The 17,399-nt window shown below is 72.3% G+C and carries 17 protein-coding genes and 1 pseudogene; 5 read left to right on the forward strand and 13 right to left on the reverse strand.

Features of this window, described 5'->3' with window-relative positions; genetic code table 11:
• Positions 1-41: 41 nt before the first annotated feature.
• Together rpsO and J5X75_RS01270 are read right to left on the reverse strand one after the other, a co-directional pair.
• On the reverse strand, positions 42-311 hold the full coding sequence (rpsO, locus tag J5X75_RS01265) for a 30S ribosomal protein S15 (RefSeq protein ID WP_183216391.1): 270 nt from the start codon (positions 309-311) through the stop codon (positions 42-44).
• Positions 312-425: 114 nt separating this feature from the next.
• A complete protein-coding gene (locus J5X75_RS01270) occupies positions 426-1,358 on the reverse strand; it encodes a bifunctional riboflavin kinase/FAD synthetase (protein WP_208465281.1) in 933 nt (310 codons plus the stop codon).
• A 76-nt stretch (positions 1,359-1,434) separates the two neighbouring features.
• Here J5X75_RS01270 and J5X75_RS01275 point away from each other — a divergent pair, with 76 nt between their 5' ends.
• Positions 1,435-4,077, forward strand: a complete 2,643-nt coding sequence (locus J5X75_RS01275) for an ATP-binding response regulator (protein WP_208465282.1) — start codon at positions 1,435-1,437, stop codon at positions 4,075-4,077.
• A gap of 10 nt (positions 4,078-4,087) precedes the next feature.
• Positions 4,088-4,477: a response regulator gene (locus J5X75_RS01280; protein ID WP_307797879.1), complete on the forward strand. Its 390-nt coding sequence runs from the start codon at positions 4,088-4,090 to the stop codon at positions 4,475-4,477.
• Between the two features lie 181 nt (positions 4,478-4,658).
• On the opposite strand, the gene truB is transcribed toward J5X75_RS01280, so the two are convergent.
• The 11 genes and pseudogenes from truB to rimP all read right to left on the reverse strand — a co-directional run bounded on the left by truB (position 4,659) and on the right by rimP (position 15,610).
• Positions 4,659-5,546: a tRNA pseudouridine(55) synthase TruB gene (truB, locus tag J5X75_RS01285; RefSeq protein WP_208465283.1), complete on the reverse strand. Its 888-nt coding sequence runs from the start codon at positions 5,544-5,546 to the stop codon at positions 4,659-4,661.
• Positions 5,547-5,567: 21 nt separating this feature from the next.
• Complete coding sequence (locus tag J5X75_RS01290; RefSeq protein ID WP_208465284.1) at positions 5,568-6,899, reverse strand: MATE family efflux transporter; 1,332 nt, start codon at positions 6,897-6,899, stop codon at positions 5,568-5,570.
• Positions 6,900-7,377: 478 nt separating this feature from the next.
• Entirely contained in the window at positions 7,378-8,391 is a 1,014-nt protein-coding gene (locus tag J5X75_RS01295; protein ID WP_208465285.1) for a DHH family phosphoesterase, read from the reverse strand.
• Positions 8,388-8,858: a 30S ribosome-binding factor RbfA gene (gene rbfA / locus J5X75_RS01300; protein WP_208465286.1), complete on the reverse strand. Its 471-nt coding sequence runs from the start codon at positions 8,856-8,858 to the stop codon at positions 8,388-8,390. Before rbfA ends, J5X75_RS01295 begins: the two co-directional genes overlap by 4 nt.
• 69 nt (positions 8,859-8,927) lie before the next feature.
• Entirely contained in the window at positions 8,928-9,221 is a 294-nt protein-coding gene (locus J5X75_RS01305) for a DUF503 domain-containing protein (RefSeq protein WP_208465287.1), read from the reverse strand.
• Between the two features lie 30 nt (positions 9,222-9,251).
• Positions 9,252-10,280, reverse strand: a complete 1,029-nt coding sequence (locus tag J5X75_RS01310) for a TRM11 family SAM-dependent methyltransferase (protein ID WP_208465289.1) — start codon at positions 10,278-10,280, stop codon at positions 9,252-9,254.
• Between the two features lie 147 nt (positions 10,281-10,427).
• Complete coding sequence (gene infB, locus J5X75_RS01315) at positions 10,428-13,250, reverse strand: translation initiation factor IF-2 (RefSeq protein WP_443607008.1); 2,823 nt, start codon at positions 13,248-13,250, stop codon at positions 10,428-10,430.
• Between the two features lie 101 nt (positions 13,251-13,351).
• Positions 13,352-13,502, reverse strand: a pseudogene (locus J5X75_RS46535) (translation initiation factor IF-2 N-terminal domain-containing protein); the annotation flags it as partial.
• A 107-nt stretch (positions 13,503-13,609) separates the two neighbouring features.
• The gene (locus J5X75_RS01320; protein ID WP_238487194.1) at positions 13,610-13,996 is read right to left on the reverse strand and encodes a YlxR family protein; all 387 of its coding nucleotides are present in this window, start codon (positions 13,994-13,996) and stop codon (positions 13,610-13,612) included.
• On the reverse strand, positions 13,974-14,990 hold the full coding sequence (gene nusA, locus J5X75_RS01325; protein WP_208465291.1) for a transcription termination factor NusA: 1,017 nt from the start codon (positions 14,988-14,990) through the stop codon (positions 13,974-13,976). Before nusA ends, J5X75_RS01320 begins: the two co-directional genes overlap by 23 nt.
• Complete coding sequence (rimP, locus tag J5X75_RS01330) at positions 14,987-15,610, reverse strand: ribosome maturation factor RimP (protein WP_208465292.1); 624 nt, start codon at positions 15,608-15,610, stop codon at positions 14,987-14,989. The genes nusA and rimP overlap by 4 nt, the downstream gene beginning before the upstream one ends.
• 122 nt (positions 15,611-15,732) lie before the next feature.
• On the opposite strand from rimP, the gene J5X75_RS01335 reads away from it, so the two are divergent.
• Genes J5X75_RS01335 through J5X75_RS01345 form a run of 3 tightly spaced genes read left to right on the forward strand, consistent with a single transcriptional unit; the run spans position 15,733 to position 17,395 of the window.
• Positions 15,733-16,200: a hypothetical protein gene (locus J5X75_RS01335; protein WP_208465293.1), complete on the forward strand. Its 468-nt coding sequence runs from the start codon at positions 15,733-15,735 to the stop codon at positions 16,198-16,200.
• 18 nt (positions 16,201-16,218) lie between these two features.
• Positions 16,219-16,644: a ferritin-like domain-containing protein gene (locus J5X75_RS01340; protein WP_208465294.1), complete on the forward strand. Its 426-nt coding sequence runs from the start codon at positions 16,219-16,221 to the stop codon at positions 16,642-16,644.
• A 43-nt stretch (positions 16,645-16,687) separates the two neighbouring features.
• Entirely contained in the window at positions 16,688-17,395 is a 708-nt protein-coding gene (locus J5X75_RS01345) for a nucleotidyltransferase domain-containing protein (protein ID WP_307797881.1), read from the forward strand.
• Positions 17,396-17,399: the final 4 nt, after the last annotated feature.

Raw genomic sequence — 17,399 nt, forward strand, 5'->3', positions numbered from 1 at the left:
AAATCGAGGGAGCGACCAGCCGGCCGCTCCCTCGGGTCAAGCTATCGGCGCAGGCCGAGACGCTCGATGAGCGTCCGGTAGCGGGCGATGTCCTTCTTCTGAACGTAGTTCAGCAGGCGGCGGCGCTGACCGACCAGGAGCAGCAGGCCACGACGGCTGTGGTGGTCGTGCTTGTGCGCCTTGAGGTGCTCGGTCAGGTCGGCGATCCGCTTGGTCAGCATGGCGACCTGAACCTCGGGCGAACCGGTGTCGCCCTCCTTGGTCGCGTACTCACCCATGATCTTGTTCTTGGTCTCTTGATCGAGCGCCATGTTCTCCGGACTTCTGTGTTGCCGATTTCACGGTTACCCCGCGACCCGCGGCGTCGGGCAGGCAGGCGGGACCGGTGTCGGATATTCCAACGACGTTTCCACCCTACCAGGGGGTCAACTCAACAACATTCGGGTCTCTTCGACATCGGCCCGGATCTGCGCGATCAACGGCTCGATCCCGTCGTATTTGCGCTGCTCACGAAGGTGCGCCACGAAATCGAGGCTCACCCGCTCGCCGTACAGATCACCCTCGAAGTCGAGAACGTACGCCTCCACGCGGCGCTCCCGCCCGGAGAAGGTGGGATTGGTGCCGATCGAAACGCTGGCCGGCCGCCGGACGCCCGGCTCGCCGCCATGGGTGAGCCAGGCCGCGTAGATGCCGTCGGCGGGCACCGCGGCATACCGGTGGGCCATCAGGTTGGCGGTCGGGAAGCCCAGCTCGCGCCCGCGCTGGTCGCCGCGGACCACCACGCCGGCCAGGCGGTGCGGCCGGCCGAGCGCGGCCGCCGCGGCCCGCACGTCCCCGGCGTCGACACAACTGCGGATGTACGTCGAGGAGAACACCAGCCCGTCCTCGGAGACCAGCGGCGCGTCCTCCACGGTGAACCCGAACGTGCGGCCCAGCGACTCGAGCAACGCCGCGTCCCCGGCGGCCCGGTGCCCGAACCGGAAGTTGTCGCCGACCACCACGCCCGCGGTGTGCAGCGACTCGACCAGCACGTCGTGCACGAACGCGTTCGGCGAGAGCTGGGAGAAGGCCGGGGTGAACGGCACCACGCAGAGCGCGTCGACGCCGAGCGCCTCGATCAGCTCGGCCTTGCGGACCGGCTCGGTGAGCACGGCCGGGTGCGACCCGGGCCGCACCACCTCGGCCGGGTGCGGGTCGAACGTCATCACCACCGACTGGAGGCCGGCGTCGCGGGCCCGCTTCACGGCGTGCCCGATGATCGCCTGGTGGCCGCGGTGCACCCCGTCGAAGACCCCGATCGTCACGATCGAACGGCCCCACCCGGAGGGAACCGCCTCCAACCCCCGCCATCGCTGCATGGCCCTAGCGTATCGATCGTTCAGCAGTCCGGTGTGGCCCCTCCTCCCCGCCCGCATCGGTACGATAAATCGTGAAATGAGCCTGGAGTGGACCCGCGCCGTCCTCCTCGCCGCGGAAATCACCTTCGCGGTGTTGTTCCTGCGCGCGCTGCTCGCCTGGCGGCGCCGCCAGGATCCGTTGCGACGTGACGTGGCCCTGGTCTTCGCCCCGTTCATGGTGGCGCTCTGCGTGGACCTGCTGCGCCTCCTGCTCGGGCCCCTGCCCACGGCGGTGAACGCGCTCAACGCCGCGGTGCTGCTGGCCCAGCCGTACCTCACGTTGCGCCTGGCCGGGCGGCTGCGCTCGGTCCCCCGGCTGCTGACCGCCGCGATACTGGTGGGCTACGTCGTGGTCCTCGCCCTGGTCGCGACCGTGCCCCGCCCGCTGCCGCCGGGTGCCCGCATCGTGTTCGTCGTCTACTTCCTCGGGGCGGAACTGGTCGCCGCCGGGCTGCTCTACGGCGAGGCGCGTGGCCGCACCGGGGCGAACCGGGCACGGCTGATGATCGCAGCCGGCGCCACCGTCGTCTTCGGCCTGGTGATCGTGCTGCGGGTGGGCACCAGGGAATCGCCGCTGCGGGCGTTCGGCGTGGTGCTGGCGCTGGTCAGCGCGCTCGGCTACCTCATCGCCCTCCAGCCGCCCCGCCGGCTGCGGCGGCACTTCGCGGCGCTCGCCGCCCAATCGGTCACCGAGCGGCTGCTGCGGGCGCCGGCCGACTCGCCGGAACAGGTGTGGCAGACCTACGCCGAGATCATGCGGGTGCAGACCGGCGCCGACGCGGTCGCGGTCCTGCTGCACGCGGCGGACCGGGCGTACCACCGGATCGCCTACGCCGGCCCCGACCTGCCCGCCGCCGGGCCGCCGATCACCGGCACGCTGACCCGCAGCAACGTCCCGTTACGGGTCGGCGAACAGGCCCCGGCCCTGGTCGCCCACTTCGGCGCCGAACTGGCCGGCGACTACGTCCGGGTCCTGCCGATGCGGGTGCCGCCGGACGTCGAGGGCGTGGTCCTGCTGTTCAACCGGCACCGCAACCTGTTCAGCGAGGACGACCTCGGACTGCTCGCCGACCTGGGCGGACAGGCCGGGGTGCTGGCCGAACGGCAGGCGATCACCGCCGAGCTGAGCGCCTCGGTGGCCGCGCTCACCCGGGCCGGCCAGGCCAAGAGCGACTTCCTGGCGAACATGAGCCACGAACTGCGTACCCCGCTCAACGCGATCATCGGGTTCAGCGACCTGATGCGGATGGAGGAGCCGGACGGCGACCGCCGCCGGGTGCCCGCCGACTGGGTGGATCACGTCCACGGCAGCGGCCGCCACCTGCTCGGTCTGATCAACGACATCCTCGATCTCAGCAAGGTGGAGGCCGGCCGGCTGGAGTTGCGGCTCACCCCGGTACGGGTCGACACCGCCATCGAGGACCTGCTCACCGCGCTGACCCCGCTCTTCACCGGCAAACGGCTCACGGTCCGCACCGAACTGGCGCCGGTCACCGCGTACGCCGACCGGCTGCGGTTCCGCCAGATCGTCGAGAACCTGCTGTCCAACGCGGTGAAGTTCACCCCCGAGGAGGGCGTCGTCACGGTCACCGCGGGGCCCGCCGGCGACCGGGTGCGGGTCACCGTGGCCGACACCGGGGTCGGCATCGCCACCGACGACCTGGAACGCGTCTTCGAGGAGTTCCAGCAGGCCGGCGACCCGAACCAGCGGCACTCCGGCACCGGCCTGGGGCTGGCCCTGACCCGCCGGCTGGTCGCCGCCCACCACGGCGAGATCCTTCTCACCTCCGAGCCGGGCCAGGGCAGCGAGTTCGCCGTGGTCCTGCCCGCCGCGCCGGTGGCCGCCTCCTCGGCGGGCGCCGGCCCCGGACCGTACGTGCTGCTGATCGAGGACGACCCGCAGTCCGCCGAGCTGATGCGCACCCAGCTCGGCAACGCCGGCTACCGGGTCGAGGTGGCCGGCACCGGGGAGAGCGGCCTGGCGCTGGCCCGCGAGCACCGGCCGGACGCCGTGGTGCTGGACGTCACCCTGCCCGGCATCGACGGCTGGGAGGTGATCCGCCGGTTCAAGGCGGACGCGCGGCTCAACGCGATCCCGGTCTTCTTCGCCAGCATCCTCGACGAGGCGCCGGCCGGGCTGGCCCTCGGCGCGCACGACTACTTCGTCAAGCCGGTCGATCAGCCGGCCCTGCTCAGCGCCCTGGCGAACGCCATCGCGGCCCGCCCGGCGCCGCGCGTGCTGGTGGTCGACCACGACGACACGGTCCGGCAGGCGATCGAGGACGGCCTGCGGGCCGGCGGCGCCGACGTGGTCGCCTGCGCCGACGGGTGGGACGGGCTGGCCCGCAGCCGCAGTGAGAACTTCGACCTCATCGTCTGCGACATGCAGTCGCCGGAGGAGGACGGTTTCAGCCTGCTCGCCGCCATCGAGCAGGACCCGTCCGGCCGGCACACACCGGTGCTCGGTCTGAGCGCCGCCGCGCTGGCGTCCGGCGACACCACGCCGCTGATCGCCACGGCGATGGCCGGCAACGCGGTCGCCGAGGCGATGACCGGCAGCGGCTGGGAGGGCCTGCCCCCGCTGGTGCACGCCCCTGCTCCGGCCGGCCGTCGGCACTCGCGCGGCCACGTCGCGATCAAGCTGCGCGACGCCGTCCCACCATCCGGCTCCCAACCGTGAGGAATCATTCGTGAGCGCACCCCACCGCATCCTCCTGGTCGAGGACGAAGAGCTGAACCGCATGCTGGTCAAGGCGGTCCTCGCCCGGGCCGACATCGCCACGGTCCGCGAGGCCGAACTGGTCGACGCGGAGTCCCTGGCCGCCGCCCGGAGCCGTCTCGCCACCGGCCGGTTCGACCTGATCCTGCTGGACCTCAACCTGCCCGACGGCAACGGCCTCAGCCTGGCCCGCGAACTCGCCGGCCACAGCCCGCCCAAACCCCATGTGGTCGCGGTCACCGCGAGCGTCCTGCCCCAGGACCAGAAGGCCGCCCTCGACGCCGGCTGCGACGACTTCCTCGACAAGCCCTACGCCGCGGCCGACCTGGTCGCGACGGTCGCCCGCCATCTCCCCTCGTAAACCCCTTCATCGGTACGGGCTACACCGCCCCCAGCACACTCGGACCGCTCCGCCGGCTCCACGCGAGCGGCTGCCGGGTCGAGCCGGTGCCGCGCCCGCCGGGCGGAGATCGGTGGTCCCTCGGCGGAACGGTCCGGGTGCGGTCGGGGCGGCGTGGCCCGTACCGGAAAATAGGGGCCGCTCAGGCCGGGGCGAGGACGATCTCGGCGCGCGCCCGGCCCGCCCGCTCCCGGACGATGGCCAGGACCTCGCCGGACGGGTCGAAGACCGCGTAGGGCCCCTCGATGCCGGCCGCCGCGAGCGGGCCGCCGTGCCGGAGGACGCGGGTCTCCTCCTCGTCGGCGGTGCGCTGCGGGAAGGACCGGCGGGCCGCCTCGGCGAGCGTGAGGCCGATCACGTCGGGGGCGCGTTCCTCGAGTTCGGTGAGGGTGGCGGCGGCGTCCAGGGTCATGCCGCCGACGGCGGTCCGGCGCAGCGCGGTGAGGTGCCCGCCGACGCCGAGCGTGGCGCCGAGGTCGCGGGCGATGGCCCGGATGTAGGTGCCGGAGGAGCAGGTCACGTCGATGTCCACATCGATCACGTCACGCCCCTCGGGTCGCCGGACGTCGAGGACGTCGAGCCGGTGGACGGTGATCCGGCGGGCCGGGATCTCCACCGCCTCGCCCTCGCGGACCCGCTTGTACGCCCGCTGCCCATTGATCTTGATAGCGCTGACCGCGCTGGGCACCTGGTCGATCTCGCCGGTCTGGGCGGCCAGCCCGGCCCGGATGGCGTCGTCGGTGACCGCCGACGTGGAAGCGGTCGCGGTGACCTCACCCTCGGCGTCGTCGGTGACCGTGGACTCCCCCAGCCGGATCGTCGCGGCGTAGCTCTTCTCCGAACCGATCACATAGGTCAGCAGGCGGGTCGCCCGGTTCACCCCGATGATCAGGACACCGGTGGCCATCGGGTCCAGCGTGCCCCCGTGCCCCACCCTCCGGGTCTTCGCCAGCCGCCGGATCCGGGCGACGACGTCGTGCGACGTCATCCCGGCCGGCTTGTCCACCACGATCAGTCCGTCCGTGTTCACCCGACCACCCTATTTGCCGGCTCACCGGGTGACGCCGGTGACCACCCAGTACGGTGACCGCCACCGCCACATCAGCGAGACGAACCGGCCCAGGGTGAACAGCCCGAGCCCGGCCCAGACACCGCCCAGCCCCAGGTCGAACGCATACGCCAGCCAGATCGCCGGCAGGAAGCCGAGCAGCGCGGACAGCACCGTGACGGTCCGCAGGAAGGCCACGTCCCCGGCCCCGATGAACACCCCGTCGAGGGCGTAGACCACTCCGGCGAACGGCAGCAGCGCCACGAACCACGGCCAGATCACGGCGGCCTGCTCGTGGACCGCCGGGTCGTCGCTGAACCACCCGGGCACCACCGTGGCGCCGGCCGCCGCGAGTGCCGCGAAGGCCAGGGCGGACACTCCGCCGGCCAGGGTGACCCGGCGGGCCACGTCCCGGGCCTCGCGTTCGTCGCCGGCCCCGAGCGACGCCCCGACCAGCGACTGCGCGGCGATGGCGACCGCGTCCAGGGCGAGCGCCGCGAAGAACCAGAGTTGCAGCACGATCTGGTGGGCGCCGACCGCCGCCACGCCGAACCGGGCCGCCACCGCGGTCGCCGACAGGAAGCAGGCCTGGAACGCCGCGCCACGGATCAGCAGGTCACGGCCGAGCACCAGCTGGCTCACGATGATCGACGGCACCGGCCGCAGCGCCCGGGTCTCGCGGACCAGCGCGGCCAGGAAGAGGGCGCCGCCGAGGCTCTGCGCCGTGACGTTGGCGATGGCCGAGCCGGTCAGGCCGAGGCCAGCCGGATAGACCAGGACCGGGCAGAGGATCGCGGACAGCACGTTGGCGCCGAGGACGATCCACAGTGGGCGTCGGGTGTCCTGGACGCCGCGCATCCAGCCGTTCCCGGCGGCGGCCAGCAGCAGGCCGGGCGCACCCAGGGCGGCGATCCGCAGCCAGCCGGCGGCCGCCTCGGCGGTCTCCGGGTCACCGGCCAGCAGGCTGGTGAGCGGGCCGGCGCCGGCCAGGCCGAGCAGGGCCAGCAGGACGCCGGCGGCGAGGGCCATCCAGGAGGCCTGGACTCCTTCGGCGATGGCGGCGGACCGGTCTCCGGCGCCGAAGCGGCGGGCCGCGCGGCCGGTGGTCCCGTACGCCATGAGCGTGCCGAACCAGGCGGCCACCGACATGACCGTGCCGCCGATGGCGACGGCGGCCAGGGGGACGGCGCCGAGATGCCCGACGACCGCGGTGTCCACCAGGACGTAGAGCGGCTCGGCGGCCAGCACCACGAGGGCGGGCAGCGCCAGGCCGGCGATCCGGCGGGCGGTCGCGGTGCGCTGCGGAGGGGCGGGCGCATCGGCAGGCGGGCTCATGGTTCCCCATGATGCCCGCCTGAGGTAAGGGCCGCAACGCGGCTTTGTTGCTTACCCCTACCGACTCGCGACGGACCCCTACTGGCGCGTGTCCAGGGAGGTCTGGAGGGCGCGGCGGGCCTGCTCGCGGGAGTCGTCGGCGGGCTGGGGCTTCGGCTTGGCGGCCATGAGAGGGCAATCCTTCCAACGGGTGCGGGCGCGCCGTGAGACGGAGCGCCCCTGCGGTCGAGCGGAGCGTCACTCGCCGGCCCCGGGATCGCCGGAACCACTGGCACTGGTGACGCGGCCCGGGGCGGTGGACCCGGGTGGCTCGAGGCCTCGCGGAAGGCGGTGGTGGCAGCCGCGCGAAACCAAATCACCGTTCAGGCCCCAAACTAACGTTCAGTCACCTCTCCGCAGGCCTGGTTCCCGGGATCCGGGACGACGAAAGCGGGGGCCACCCTTTCGGGTGACCCCCGCTCAGCAGGGCGAACACTGCTCAGTTCAGGTATTCGTCCAAAAGCCGACGCACGGTGTCCACCACCTGGGCGGCCTCGCCGTACCCGGTGAAGCCGGCCGCCAAGCGGTGACCGCCGCCGCCCTGCGACACCGCCACGCCGCTCACGTCGACCGCGCCCTTGCTGCGCAGCGACACCGACCACTCGCCGGCCGCGACCTCCCGGACCACCACCGACACGTCCGCCTCGGCCACCGAGCGCACCGGGTCGATCAGGGTGTCCAGCACGTACGGCTGCTGCGCGTGCCGCTCCAGGTCGGCCAGCGTGGCATAGGTCCACACCATGCCCCGCCCGCCGGCCGCGCCCGGCTCGAGCACCGCCCGGCCGATCACCTCACCGGTCAGCTTCATGGCCCCGAAGGGCTTACTGTCGAAGATCCGCCGGGAGATCTCCCCCGGCCGGATCCCGGTGGCGATCAGCCGCGCGGCCAGCTCGTGAACCGCTACCGTGGTCATGTCGAACTTGAACGACCCGGTGTCGGTCGCCAGCGCCACGTAGAGGCACTCGGCGATCTCCGCGTCCAGCCGCACCCCGAGCCGGGCCAGCAGCTGCTCGGCCACCACCGAGGTGGCCGCGGCCGCCGGGTCGACCAGGCGCACCGTGCCGAAACCGGTGTTCGACGCGTGGTGGTCGAGCACCACGCTGACCGGCGCCGCGGTGAGACGGCCGGCCAGCCCGCCGAGACGGGACTCGCTGGCCACGTCGAAGACCGCCACCAGCCGGGGGTCCGTCCAGGCCTCCGCCTCCGGCACGAGCAGGGCCGAACCGGGCAGGGCGGAATAGGGGCCGGGAACGGCGAATTCCCCGGGGAACGTCGCCCGCACCCGGGTGTACCCCAGCCGGGTCAGACCGAGCCCGAAACCGAGCATGCTGCCGAGCGCGTCACCGTCCGGGTTCACGTGACAGATCAGCTGGATCTCGTCGTCGGCGCCGAGGGAGCGGACCGCCGCGACCGCGGCGGCCCACTGCTCGGGGGTGGGCCCGGACAGGGTCACCCGTGATCCTCGCGGGCGCCGACCCGCTCGGCCTCGTCGTCCTCGATCTCGTCGTCGTCACTCTTGTACGGGTCCGGGTCACCGGCGTACTTCGCTCCGGCGGCCAGCCGCTGCACCTCCTGGTCGCGGTGCTTCGCCTGAGCCAGGAGGTCGTCGATCTCCTTGACGTGGGTCTGCACGTTGTCCAGCACGAACGTCAGGCTCGGCGAGTGCCGCAGCCCGAGCGCGTGACCGACCCGGCTGCGCAGCATGCCCTTGGCGCTCTCCAGGGCCGCGGCGGTCGACGCCTGCTCCGTCGGATCGCCCAGGACCGTGTAGAAGACCGTCGCCTCACGCAGGTCGCCGGTGATCCGGGCATCCGTGACCGTCAGCATGCCGAGACGGGGATCCTTGATCTCCCGCACCAGCGAAGCCACCAGCTCCCGGACGCGCTCCGCGTGCCGGCGTGTCTTGGCTGGGTCCGACATTTCGCCCACCTCCGACTATGTATCCCGCGGGTCCGACAGCCCCCGCCCAACTGATGAAGCGTACCCAGGTCAATCGTCGTCGCCGTAGACCCGTCGTTTGACCGAGAGCAGCTCGATCTCGGGGCGGCCGGCCACCTGGTTCTCGCACGTGTCGATCACGGCACGGGCCTGCGCCGGGTCCGCCGCTACCACGGCTACCCCGAGCAGAGCCCGCGCATGCAGATCGTGGAAGCCCACCTCGGCGGCACTGACCTCGAATTTCTTCAGCATCGCCAGAATCGGGCGGACATAGGAGCGCTTCTGCTTCAGCGAGCGGGAGTCACCGGGCAGAAGCAGATCGAAGACTGCGGTCTCGGTATACATCAGCGAGCAGGGTACTCACGATCGGCCTGCTCAGCGCGGGTTTTTCCGCGCCACCACCACATCCCGCTCGATGCCCTGGTCCACCCGGTGCACCAGGGGCAGGTGCTCGACCAGCTCCAGCCCACCGGCCAGCAGGATGTCCTCGGCCAACTCCCGCTTGGCCACCTTGGTGTTCCAGGACAGGCCGATCGCGCCACCGGGGCGCAACAACGGCAGCCACTGCGGCACGGCCCGCTCCAGCAGATCCAGCGGGCGCCGGGACAGGCCGCCCTCGTCGTCGTAGCTGCCGTGCGCGATCCCGTACGGCAGATCGGCCACCAGCACGTCCGCCACGTTGCCGCGGATCAGGCCGTCCAGCGAAGTGGTGTCGGCGTTCAGCACGGTGACCTTCTGCACCGCGCCGGCCTTGTGATCATCCTTACTGGCCGCCATGGTCACCTCCAGGCGGCGTGCGGCCCGGCGGCCCTGCCGGCGCACCTGCACCAGCTCGGCGGTGTGCTTGAGCCGCTTGCGCTTCAGCCAGGTCTGCAGGAACAGCTTGTAGGCCTCGACGTCCTTGCCGTCGATCTCCACGCCGATGGCGTCGTAGCCGTACATCAGCGCCTGGTTCAGCGTGGTGCCACGGCCGCAGACCGGGTCGAGGACGGTCAGGCCGCCGTCCAGCATCCGGCCGGCCGAGCCGGAGGCCAGCACCGTGAGGTTCAGCACCAGCTTGGTGAACTGCTCGTTGGTCTTCCCCGCGTACTTCGGGATGGTGATCAGGTCGCTGTCGTAACGCGCCAGCGGCGCGAGCGCCAGGGGGCGCAACAGGCCGTCGTCCACCCGCTCGAAGAGGGCATGGGCGGAGGAGAGATTCGAGACGTACGCGATATCGCGCTCGCTGAGATCGGCGGAGAACGTCAGGTACTCCACCCCGCCCAGCACCGTCACGCCGATGTCGTCCAGCCCCGACGACAGCACCGGCCCGAACGCGGCCAGCTCCGCCTGGGACATGCGCGACGCCTGGTCGGCGTAGACGCGGTTGGCGGAGGGCGCGAGCAGCATGGCATAGCGGGACATCCCGCCATCCTCCCAGCCTCCGATGACCCCCACGAACGGGAGTACCCGCAAAACGCCGCCAGGCGTTTTGCCGCGGAGCGAAGCGGAACAGTCGAGCACGGCCGACGGCCCGGCGCAGAAACGCCGGGCCGTCGGGAGTCGCGGAGCTTACGCCCGCGGCTTCTCACGCATCTCGAAGGTCTCGATCACGTCGCCCACCTGCGGCGAACCGTAACCGCTCAGCGTCAGACCACACTCGAAGCCCTCGCGGACCTCGGTCGCGTCGTCCTTGAACCGCTTGAGCGAGCTGATCGTGACGTTGTCCGCCACCACGGTGCCCTCGCGGATGACGCGGGCCTTGGTGTTGCGGCGGATGAGACCGGACCGGACGATACAGCCGGCGATGAGACCGATCTTGGACGAGCGGAACACCTCGCGGATCTCCGCCGTGCCGAGCTCGACCTCCTCGTACTCCGGCTTGAGCAGGCCCTTGAGCTCGGCCTCGATCTCCTCGATGGCCTGGTAGATCACGCTGTAGTAGCGGATCTCCACGCCGGAGCGGTCGGCCAGTTCCTTGACCTTGTTCGACGCACGGACGTTGAAGCCGATGATCGTCGCACTCTGGTCGGAGGACGCGGACGCCAGGTTGACGTCGCTCTCGGTGATCGCACCGACGCCGCGGTGGATGACCTTGAGCTGCACCTCCTCCGGAATGTCGATCTTGAACAGCGCGTCCTCGAGAGCCTCGACCGAACCGGACCCGTCACCCTTGATGATCAGGGTGAGCGAAGCCTTCTCGCCCTCCTTGATCTCCTTGACGATCTCGTCGATCGTCTTCGGGCGGGTCGAGTTGGCGAAGGTCGCCGCACGACGGCGGGCCTGCCGCTGCTCGGCGATCTGCCGCACGGTGCGGTCGTCCTCAGCCGCGAGGAACGTGTCACCCGCGCTCGGCACCGAGGTCAGACCCAGGACCAGGACCGGACGCGCCGGACCCGCCTCGGCCACCTGCTGGCCGTTCTCGTCGAGCATGGCCCGGACGCGACCGTGCGCGCCACCGGCGACGATCGAGTCACCGGCCCGCAGCGTGCCCTTCTGCACCAGGACGGTGGCCACGGCGCCGCGACCCTTGTCCAGGTGGGCCTCGACCGCGACACCCTGGGCGGGGCCGTCGATCGGGGCGGTCAGCTCGAGCGCCGCGTCGGCGGTCAGCAGGACGGCCTCGAGGAGGTCGTCGATGCCGATGCCGGGCTTGGCCGCGACGTTGACGAACATCGTCTCGCCGCCGTACTCCTCGGCGAGCAGGCCGTAGTCGGTCAGCTGCTGCCGGACCTTGTCCGGGTTGGCGTCCGGCTTGTCGACCTTGTTCACCGCGACGACGATCGGCACGTCGGCCGCCTTCGCGTGGTTGAGCGCCTCGACCGTCTGCGGCATGACGCCGTCGTCGGCCGCGACCACCAGGATCACGATGTCGGTCACCTTGGCACCACGCGCACGCATGGCGGTGAACGCCTCGTGACCCGGGGTGTCGATGAAGGTGATCGCCCGCTCCTCCCCCTGGTGAGGGACGACGACCTGGTAGGCGCCGATGTGCTGGGTGATGCCACCCGCCTCGCCGGCGACCACGTTGGTCTTGCGGATCGCGTCGAGCAGCTTGGTCTTACCGTGGTCGACGTGGCCCATGACGGTCACCACCGGCGGACGGGTGACCAGACGGTCCTCCGCCACCTCGGCGTCGAGGTCGATGTCGAACTGTGCGAGCAGCTCGCGGTCCTCGTCCTCGGGGCTGACGATCTTCACGGCGAAGCCCAGGTGCTCGCCGAGCAGCAGCAGGGTGTCGTCGGACACCGACTGCGTGGCGGTCACCATCTCACCCAGGTTGAACATCTCCTGGACGAGCGAGCCCGGGTTGGCGTTGATCTTGTCGGCGAAGTCGGAGAGCGACGCGCCGCGCGAGAGCCGGATCTCCTGGCCGTTACCGCGCGGAGCACCGGAGCTCATCTGCGGAGCGGACAGGTTGTCGAACTCTTGACGCCGCTGCTTCTTCGACTTGCGGCCACGGGTCGGCCGGCCGCCGGGACGCCCGAAGGCACCCGCCGCACCGCCGCCACGGCCACGGCCACCGGCGCCACCGGGACGGCCGGGCGCACCCGCGCCGACCGGACCGCCGCCGCCACCGCCGGGACCACCCGGACGGAAGCCGCCACCGCCGCCGCCACCGCCGCCGGGACGGAAGCCGCCACCGGCGCCGCCGCCGCCACCGGGACGGAAACCGCCACCGGCACCGCCGCCGCCACCGCGGTAGCCACCGCCGCCGCCACCGGGGCCGCCACGGCCGCCGCCGGGACCACCCGGACGACCGGCGCCACCGGTGCCGGGACCACCCGGACGACCGGGACGCTGCGCGGGCATCGAGGCGGGGCTGGGCCGCGGCGGCATCGAGGCGGGGCTCGGCCGCGGCGGCATGCCCGCCGGGTTCGGACGCGGCATCGAGGCCGGCGACGGGCGCGTCGCGCCGCCACCGGAGACACCGAACGGGTTGTTACCCGGACCGCGCGCGGGCGGGCGCGGAGCGCCGCCGGCCGGGCCGGGACGAGGACCACCGGGGGCGCCGGGGGTCGCGGTACGGTTCGCGGCCGGCGACCCCGGACGCGGCGGGACACTGCCCGGGCCGGGACGCGGGCCACGCTGGCCACCGCCCTCGGACGGGCCGCCCTGACGGCGCTCGGCGTCCCGGGTACGGGCTGCCTGCGCGGCCTTGACCGCGGCCTCCTGCTCGGCCTTCAGCGCCGAGGCGCGGGCCTCGGCGGCCGCCACCTCGATGTCGTGCGCGCTGGCCGGCTTGGCGACCGGGCCGGGCGTCGGGCCCGGACGGCCGGCCGGCGGCTTGGGCCGCACGAACGGGCCGGGCGTGGGCGCCGGAGAGGTGGGCTGGTTGGTGGGCGCGCCACCGGGCGTCGGACCCGGACGGCGCGGCGGCTGCGGCCGCCCCATCGGCGGGCCCGGGCGCGGCGCCGCGGAGGCACCGGAGCCACCGGACGCGGCGGTGGGCGCCGGGGACGACGGGGACGCCGGAATGGCGCCACCCTGCTCAAGGGCGCCACGGAGCCGCCGGGCCACGGGGGCCTCGACGGTGCTGGACGCGGACTTAACGAACTCGCCCATTTCCTTCAACGTGGCGAGAACGGTCTTGCTGTCGACCCCGAGCTCCTTGGCGAGCTCGTGTACGCGGGCCTTGCCTGGCACTGCACTCCTCACTTCGAGGTCGTGCGAGCAGCACCCGCACAGACCTCACTCGTGCACTAGAAGCCTGTTCATTTCAGGGACTTCATCGTGTGCTCATCTGGGTCGTCCTACCTTGCTGGGTCGTGACGAAGCGACGACGCCTCGTCATCGGTGGATCCGGACGGCACGGAGACCGTACGGATGTGCTCCGCGAGCAGCTCTGGGTCAGCAAATCCAGTGAGACGCAACGCACGCCCGAAGGCGCGGCGCCGCTCTGCCTGCGAGAAGCAGGCCGGATCGGGATGCAGATGTGCTCCCCGCCCCGGCAGTCGGCGACTCGGATCGGGCAGAAGCCGAAGGTTTCCCTCCGATTCTGCCGCGACGAACCGCAGCAATGAAGCGGCCGGCGCGCGATTGCGGCAGCCGACGCAGGTTCGCGTCGGGCCGACCGAGGCCAAGTCTACCCCTCGATCGCGCCGACCGCGTATCCGGTCAGTTCCCCGCCTCGGCCGCATCACGGTCCGAGACTCCGGCCGGCTCGCTGTCCGGACGGATGTCGATGCGCCATCCGGTGAGACGGGCGGCGAGACGGGCGTTCTGTCCCTCCCGGCCGATGGCCAGGGAGAGCTGGAAATCGGGCACGGTCACCCGGGCCGTTCGGCTGGCCGCGTCGACCACCTCGACCCGCAGGGCCTTGGCCGGTGAGAGCGCGTTGCCGACGAACTGGGCCGGGTCGTCCGACCAGTCGATGATGTCGATCTTCTCGCCGTGCAGCTCGCTCATCACCGCGCGGACCCGCTGGCCCATCGGGCCGATACAGGCACCCTTCGCGTTGACGCCCGCGACGGTCGAGCGCACCGCGATCTTCGTACGGTGACCTGCCTCACGTGCGATGGCGGCGATCTCCACGGTCCCGTCGGCGATCTCCGGCACTTCGAGGGCGAACAGCTTCTTCACCAGGGCCGGGTGCGAGCGGGACAGGGTGATCTGCGGGCCGCGGAAGCCCTTGGCCACGTGCACCACGATGCAGCGGATCCGGGCGCCGTGCGGGTAGGTCTCCCCCGGCACCTGCTCGGACTGCGGCAGCACCGCCTCCAGCTTGCCGAGGTCCACCGTGACGATGTTCTTCTCGGCGCGGGCCGCGTCCGCCTGCACCACGCCGGTGACCAGGTCGCCGTCGCGTCCCGCGTACTCCCCGAAGTGCTGCTCGTCGGTGGCCTCCCGGAGACGCTGGAGGATCACCTGCTTGGCGGTCATCGCCGCGATCCGGCCGAAGTCGTGCGGGGTGTCGTCCCACTCCCGGACCAACGTGCCGTCCGCGTCCAGCTCCTGCGCCAGGACGGAGGCGACGCCGCTGCGGCGGTCGATCTCCACCCGGGCGTGGCTCTCCGCGCCCTCGGTGTGCCGGTAGGCGGTCAGCAGAGCGGTCTCGATGGCCGCCAGGATGGTCTCGAACGGGATCTCCCGCTCGCGCTCCAGGGCGCGCAGCGCCGCGAGGTCGATGTTCACTCCTCGCCCTCCCCTTCGTCGTCGTCTTCTTCGCCGTCCTCGTCACCGAAGTCGGCCTCGTCCATGCGCTTGAACTCGATCTGGACCCGGCCGGCCCCGAGATCGGCCCACGCCAGCTCCCGGGTGGTCCCGTCCACGTCCAGCGCCACACCCGTGTCGTCGACCGAGAGCACCCGGCCGGTGAGGTCGCCGACCGCCACCAGGCGGCCGATGTTGCGGCGCCAGTGCCGTGGCTGGGTCAGCGGCCGGTCCACGCCCGGGGAGCCGACCTCCAGTTGGTACTCCCCGGCGAGCACCTCGCCGCCGGACTCCTCGGCCTGGTCGAGCGCCTCGGAGATCTCCCGGGAGACCACCGCCACGTCGTCCAGCCCGATGCCGCCGTCGGTGTCGATCAGCACCCGCACCACGAACCGGCGGCCGGCCCGGGACAGGGTCAGGTCCTCCAGGTCGTAGCCGGCCTTGGCGACCACCGGCTCGATCACCTCGCGGATCCGGGCGCGGGCGGCGCTCAGATCGACACGGGGCAGGGACGGGGTACTACGTGTCTCCGGCTCCGGCCGGGAACGGCGGTTGCCGGGGCGCCCACCGGGCCGGGACCCGGCGCGACCACGCTGCGTCATCGGGCTCGACCTCTCGCTAGCTTTCTCGCAGGAACGACTATATGCCGCCGGGCCCGATGCGGCCCCGCGGCTGACGCTGAGCGTAACGCGCCGGTGGGCGGGTCGGAGCAGCGCCGCACCGAATGGTGTTGACTGGCCGGGTGCTATCGACTTCACGGCGGCTGCTCCTGGGGACGGCGCTGAGCTCCGCCGCCCTGGCCGGGTGCGGGCTCCTGGACTCCGAACCCGAGCCCGAACCGCAGCCGGACCCGCTGCAACCCCTGCTGAACGAGGCTCTGGCGCTGGCCGCGGCGTACGACCGGGCGATCCTCGCCGACGCCTCGCTGGCCGCCCGGCTGACCCCGCTGGCCGATGACCACCGGGCACACGCCGCCGAACTGACCCGGGTGATCGGCCCGGCCGCGCCCTCGGTCGCGCCGTCCTCCTCGGCCCCGGCCGGCCCGGCCGAAACCACGGCCACGCTGCGTAAGGCCGAGCAGGCCGCGCAGCGCACGGCGGTGGCGGCGTGCAAGACGGCCACCCCGGAACGGGCCGGGCTGACCGGATCGATCGCGGCCTGCCGGGCCACGCATGCCGAAGCGCTGCGCTGACGGGTTACTGTCCACGGCGTGACGGAACAACTCGCCGCCGCCCTCGCCGCCGAGGAGGCGGCCATCTATGCGTACGGCGTGATCGGGGTGCACCTGGACGACGCCGACGAGGTGTCCCGGGCCCGCGCCTGTGAACTGGAACACCGGCGCCGGCGCGACGAGCTGGTGGACCGGCTGGACAGGGTCCGGGCCAGCACCGCACCCGCGCCCCCGGCGTACCAGCTGCCCTTCGAGGTGACCGACCGGGAGAGCGCCCTGAGACTGGCGGTGCACGTGGAGGACGGCGTGGCCCAGTCCTGGCGCGCCCTGCTTCCGGTGACCGAGGGTGCCGACCGCGTCGACTCGCTGTCGTATTTGACCGACTCCGCAGTTCGTGCGACACGGTGGCGCCGGATCGCCGAGGTCACGCCGCTGACGATGCCCTTCCCCGGCAAACCGGGCTGAGGATCGGGCCACTCCGGAAACGTGAATGGCCGACAATGGGGGCGTGATCGACGAGCTCGACGCCTCCTCACCCCGCGGGTCGCTCGCGATCCGGTTGCGTGACGCCGTCCAGGAGCGATGGTCCGCCGAGGTGCAGGCGATCGGGCTGTCCGGCTCGATGGCGCACGGCGACGACACCGAGAGCAGCGACGTCAACGTCCTGGTGGTCACCTACCGCCCCCGGACCGGCCCCAGGCCGGCGCTGCGCAAGGTCGACGGCATCCCGGTCGACCTGCGGGTGGTCACCGCGGAGGAGGGGCTGGGGCAGGCCCGTCAGCTCACCCCGAGATGGCCGCTGCTGGCCGACGGCTACCTCACCACGTTCCCGCTCCACGACCCGCAGAACTGGTTCGCCGACCGGCGGGAGGCCCACCTGTCGCTGCTCGCCGAGGCCCGGCCGATGGAGTTCACCGGCCTGGCCCGGCAGGACTGGGCGGTCGCCAACGGCGCGCACACCCGGGCGGCGCGCCTGGCCCAGTGGTACGACACCGACGCCGCCCTGATCCTGATGGCCGAGGCCCGGCTGCACGCCGCCCTGGTCGCCGGTCTGCTCACCCGCACCCACTTCCGCAACACGGCGGACGCGGTCAAGCGCACCGGCGTGGCCGCGGCCGACATGCAGGAGCTGGGCGCGATCCTCAAATACCAGGCCGAGGAGCTGACCGCCCGCGGCCGCCCGGTGGACGGCCGGCTCGGCGCGCTCTTCGACTGAGGAC

Source organism: Actinoplanes flavus, from assembly GCF_017592555.1.
Taxonomy (GTDB): domain Bacteria; phylum Actinomycetota; class Actinomycetes; order Mycobacteriales; family Micromonosporaceae; genus Actinoplanes; species Actinoplanes flavus.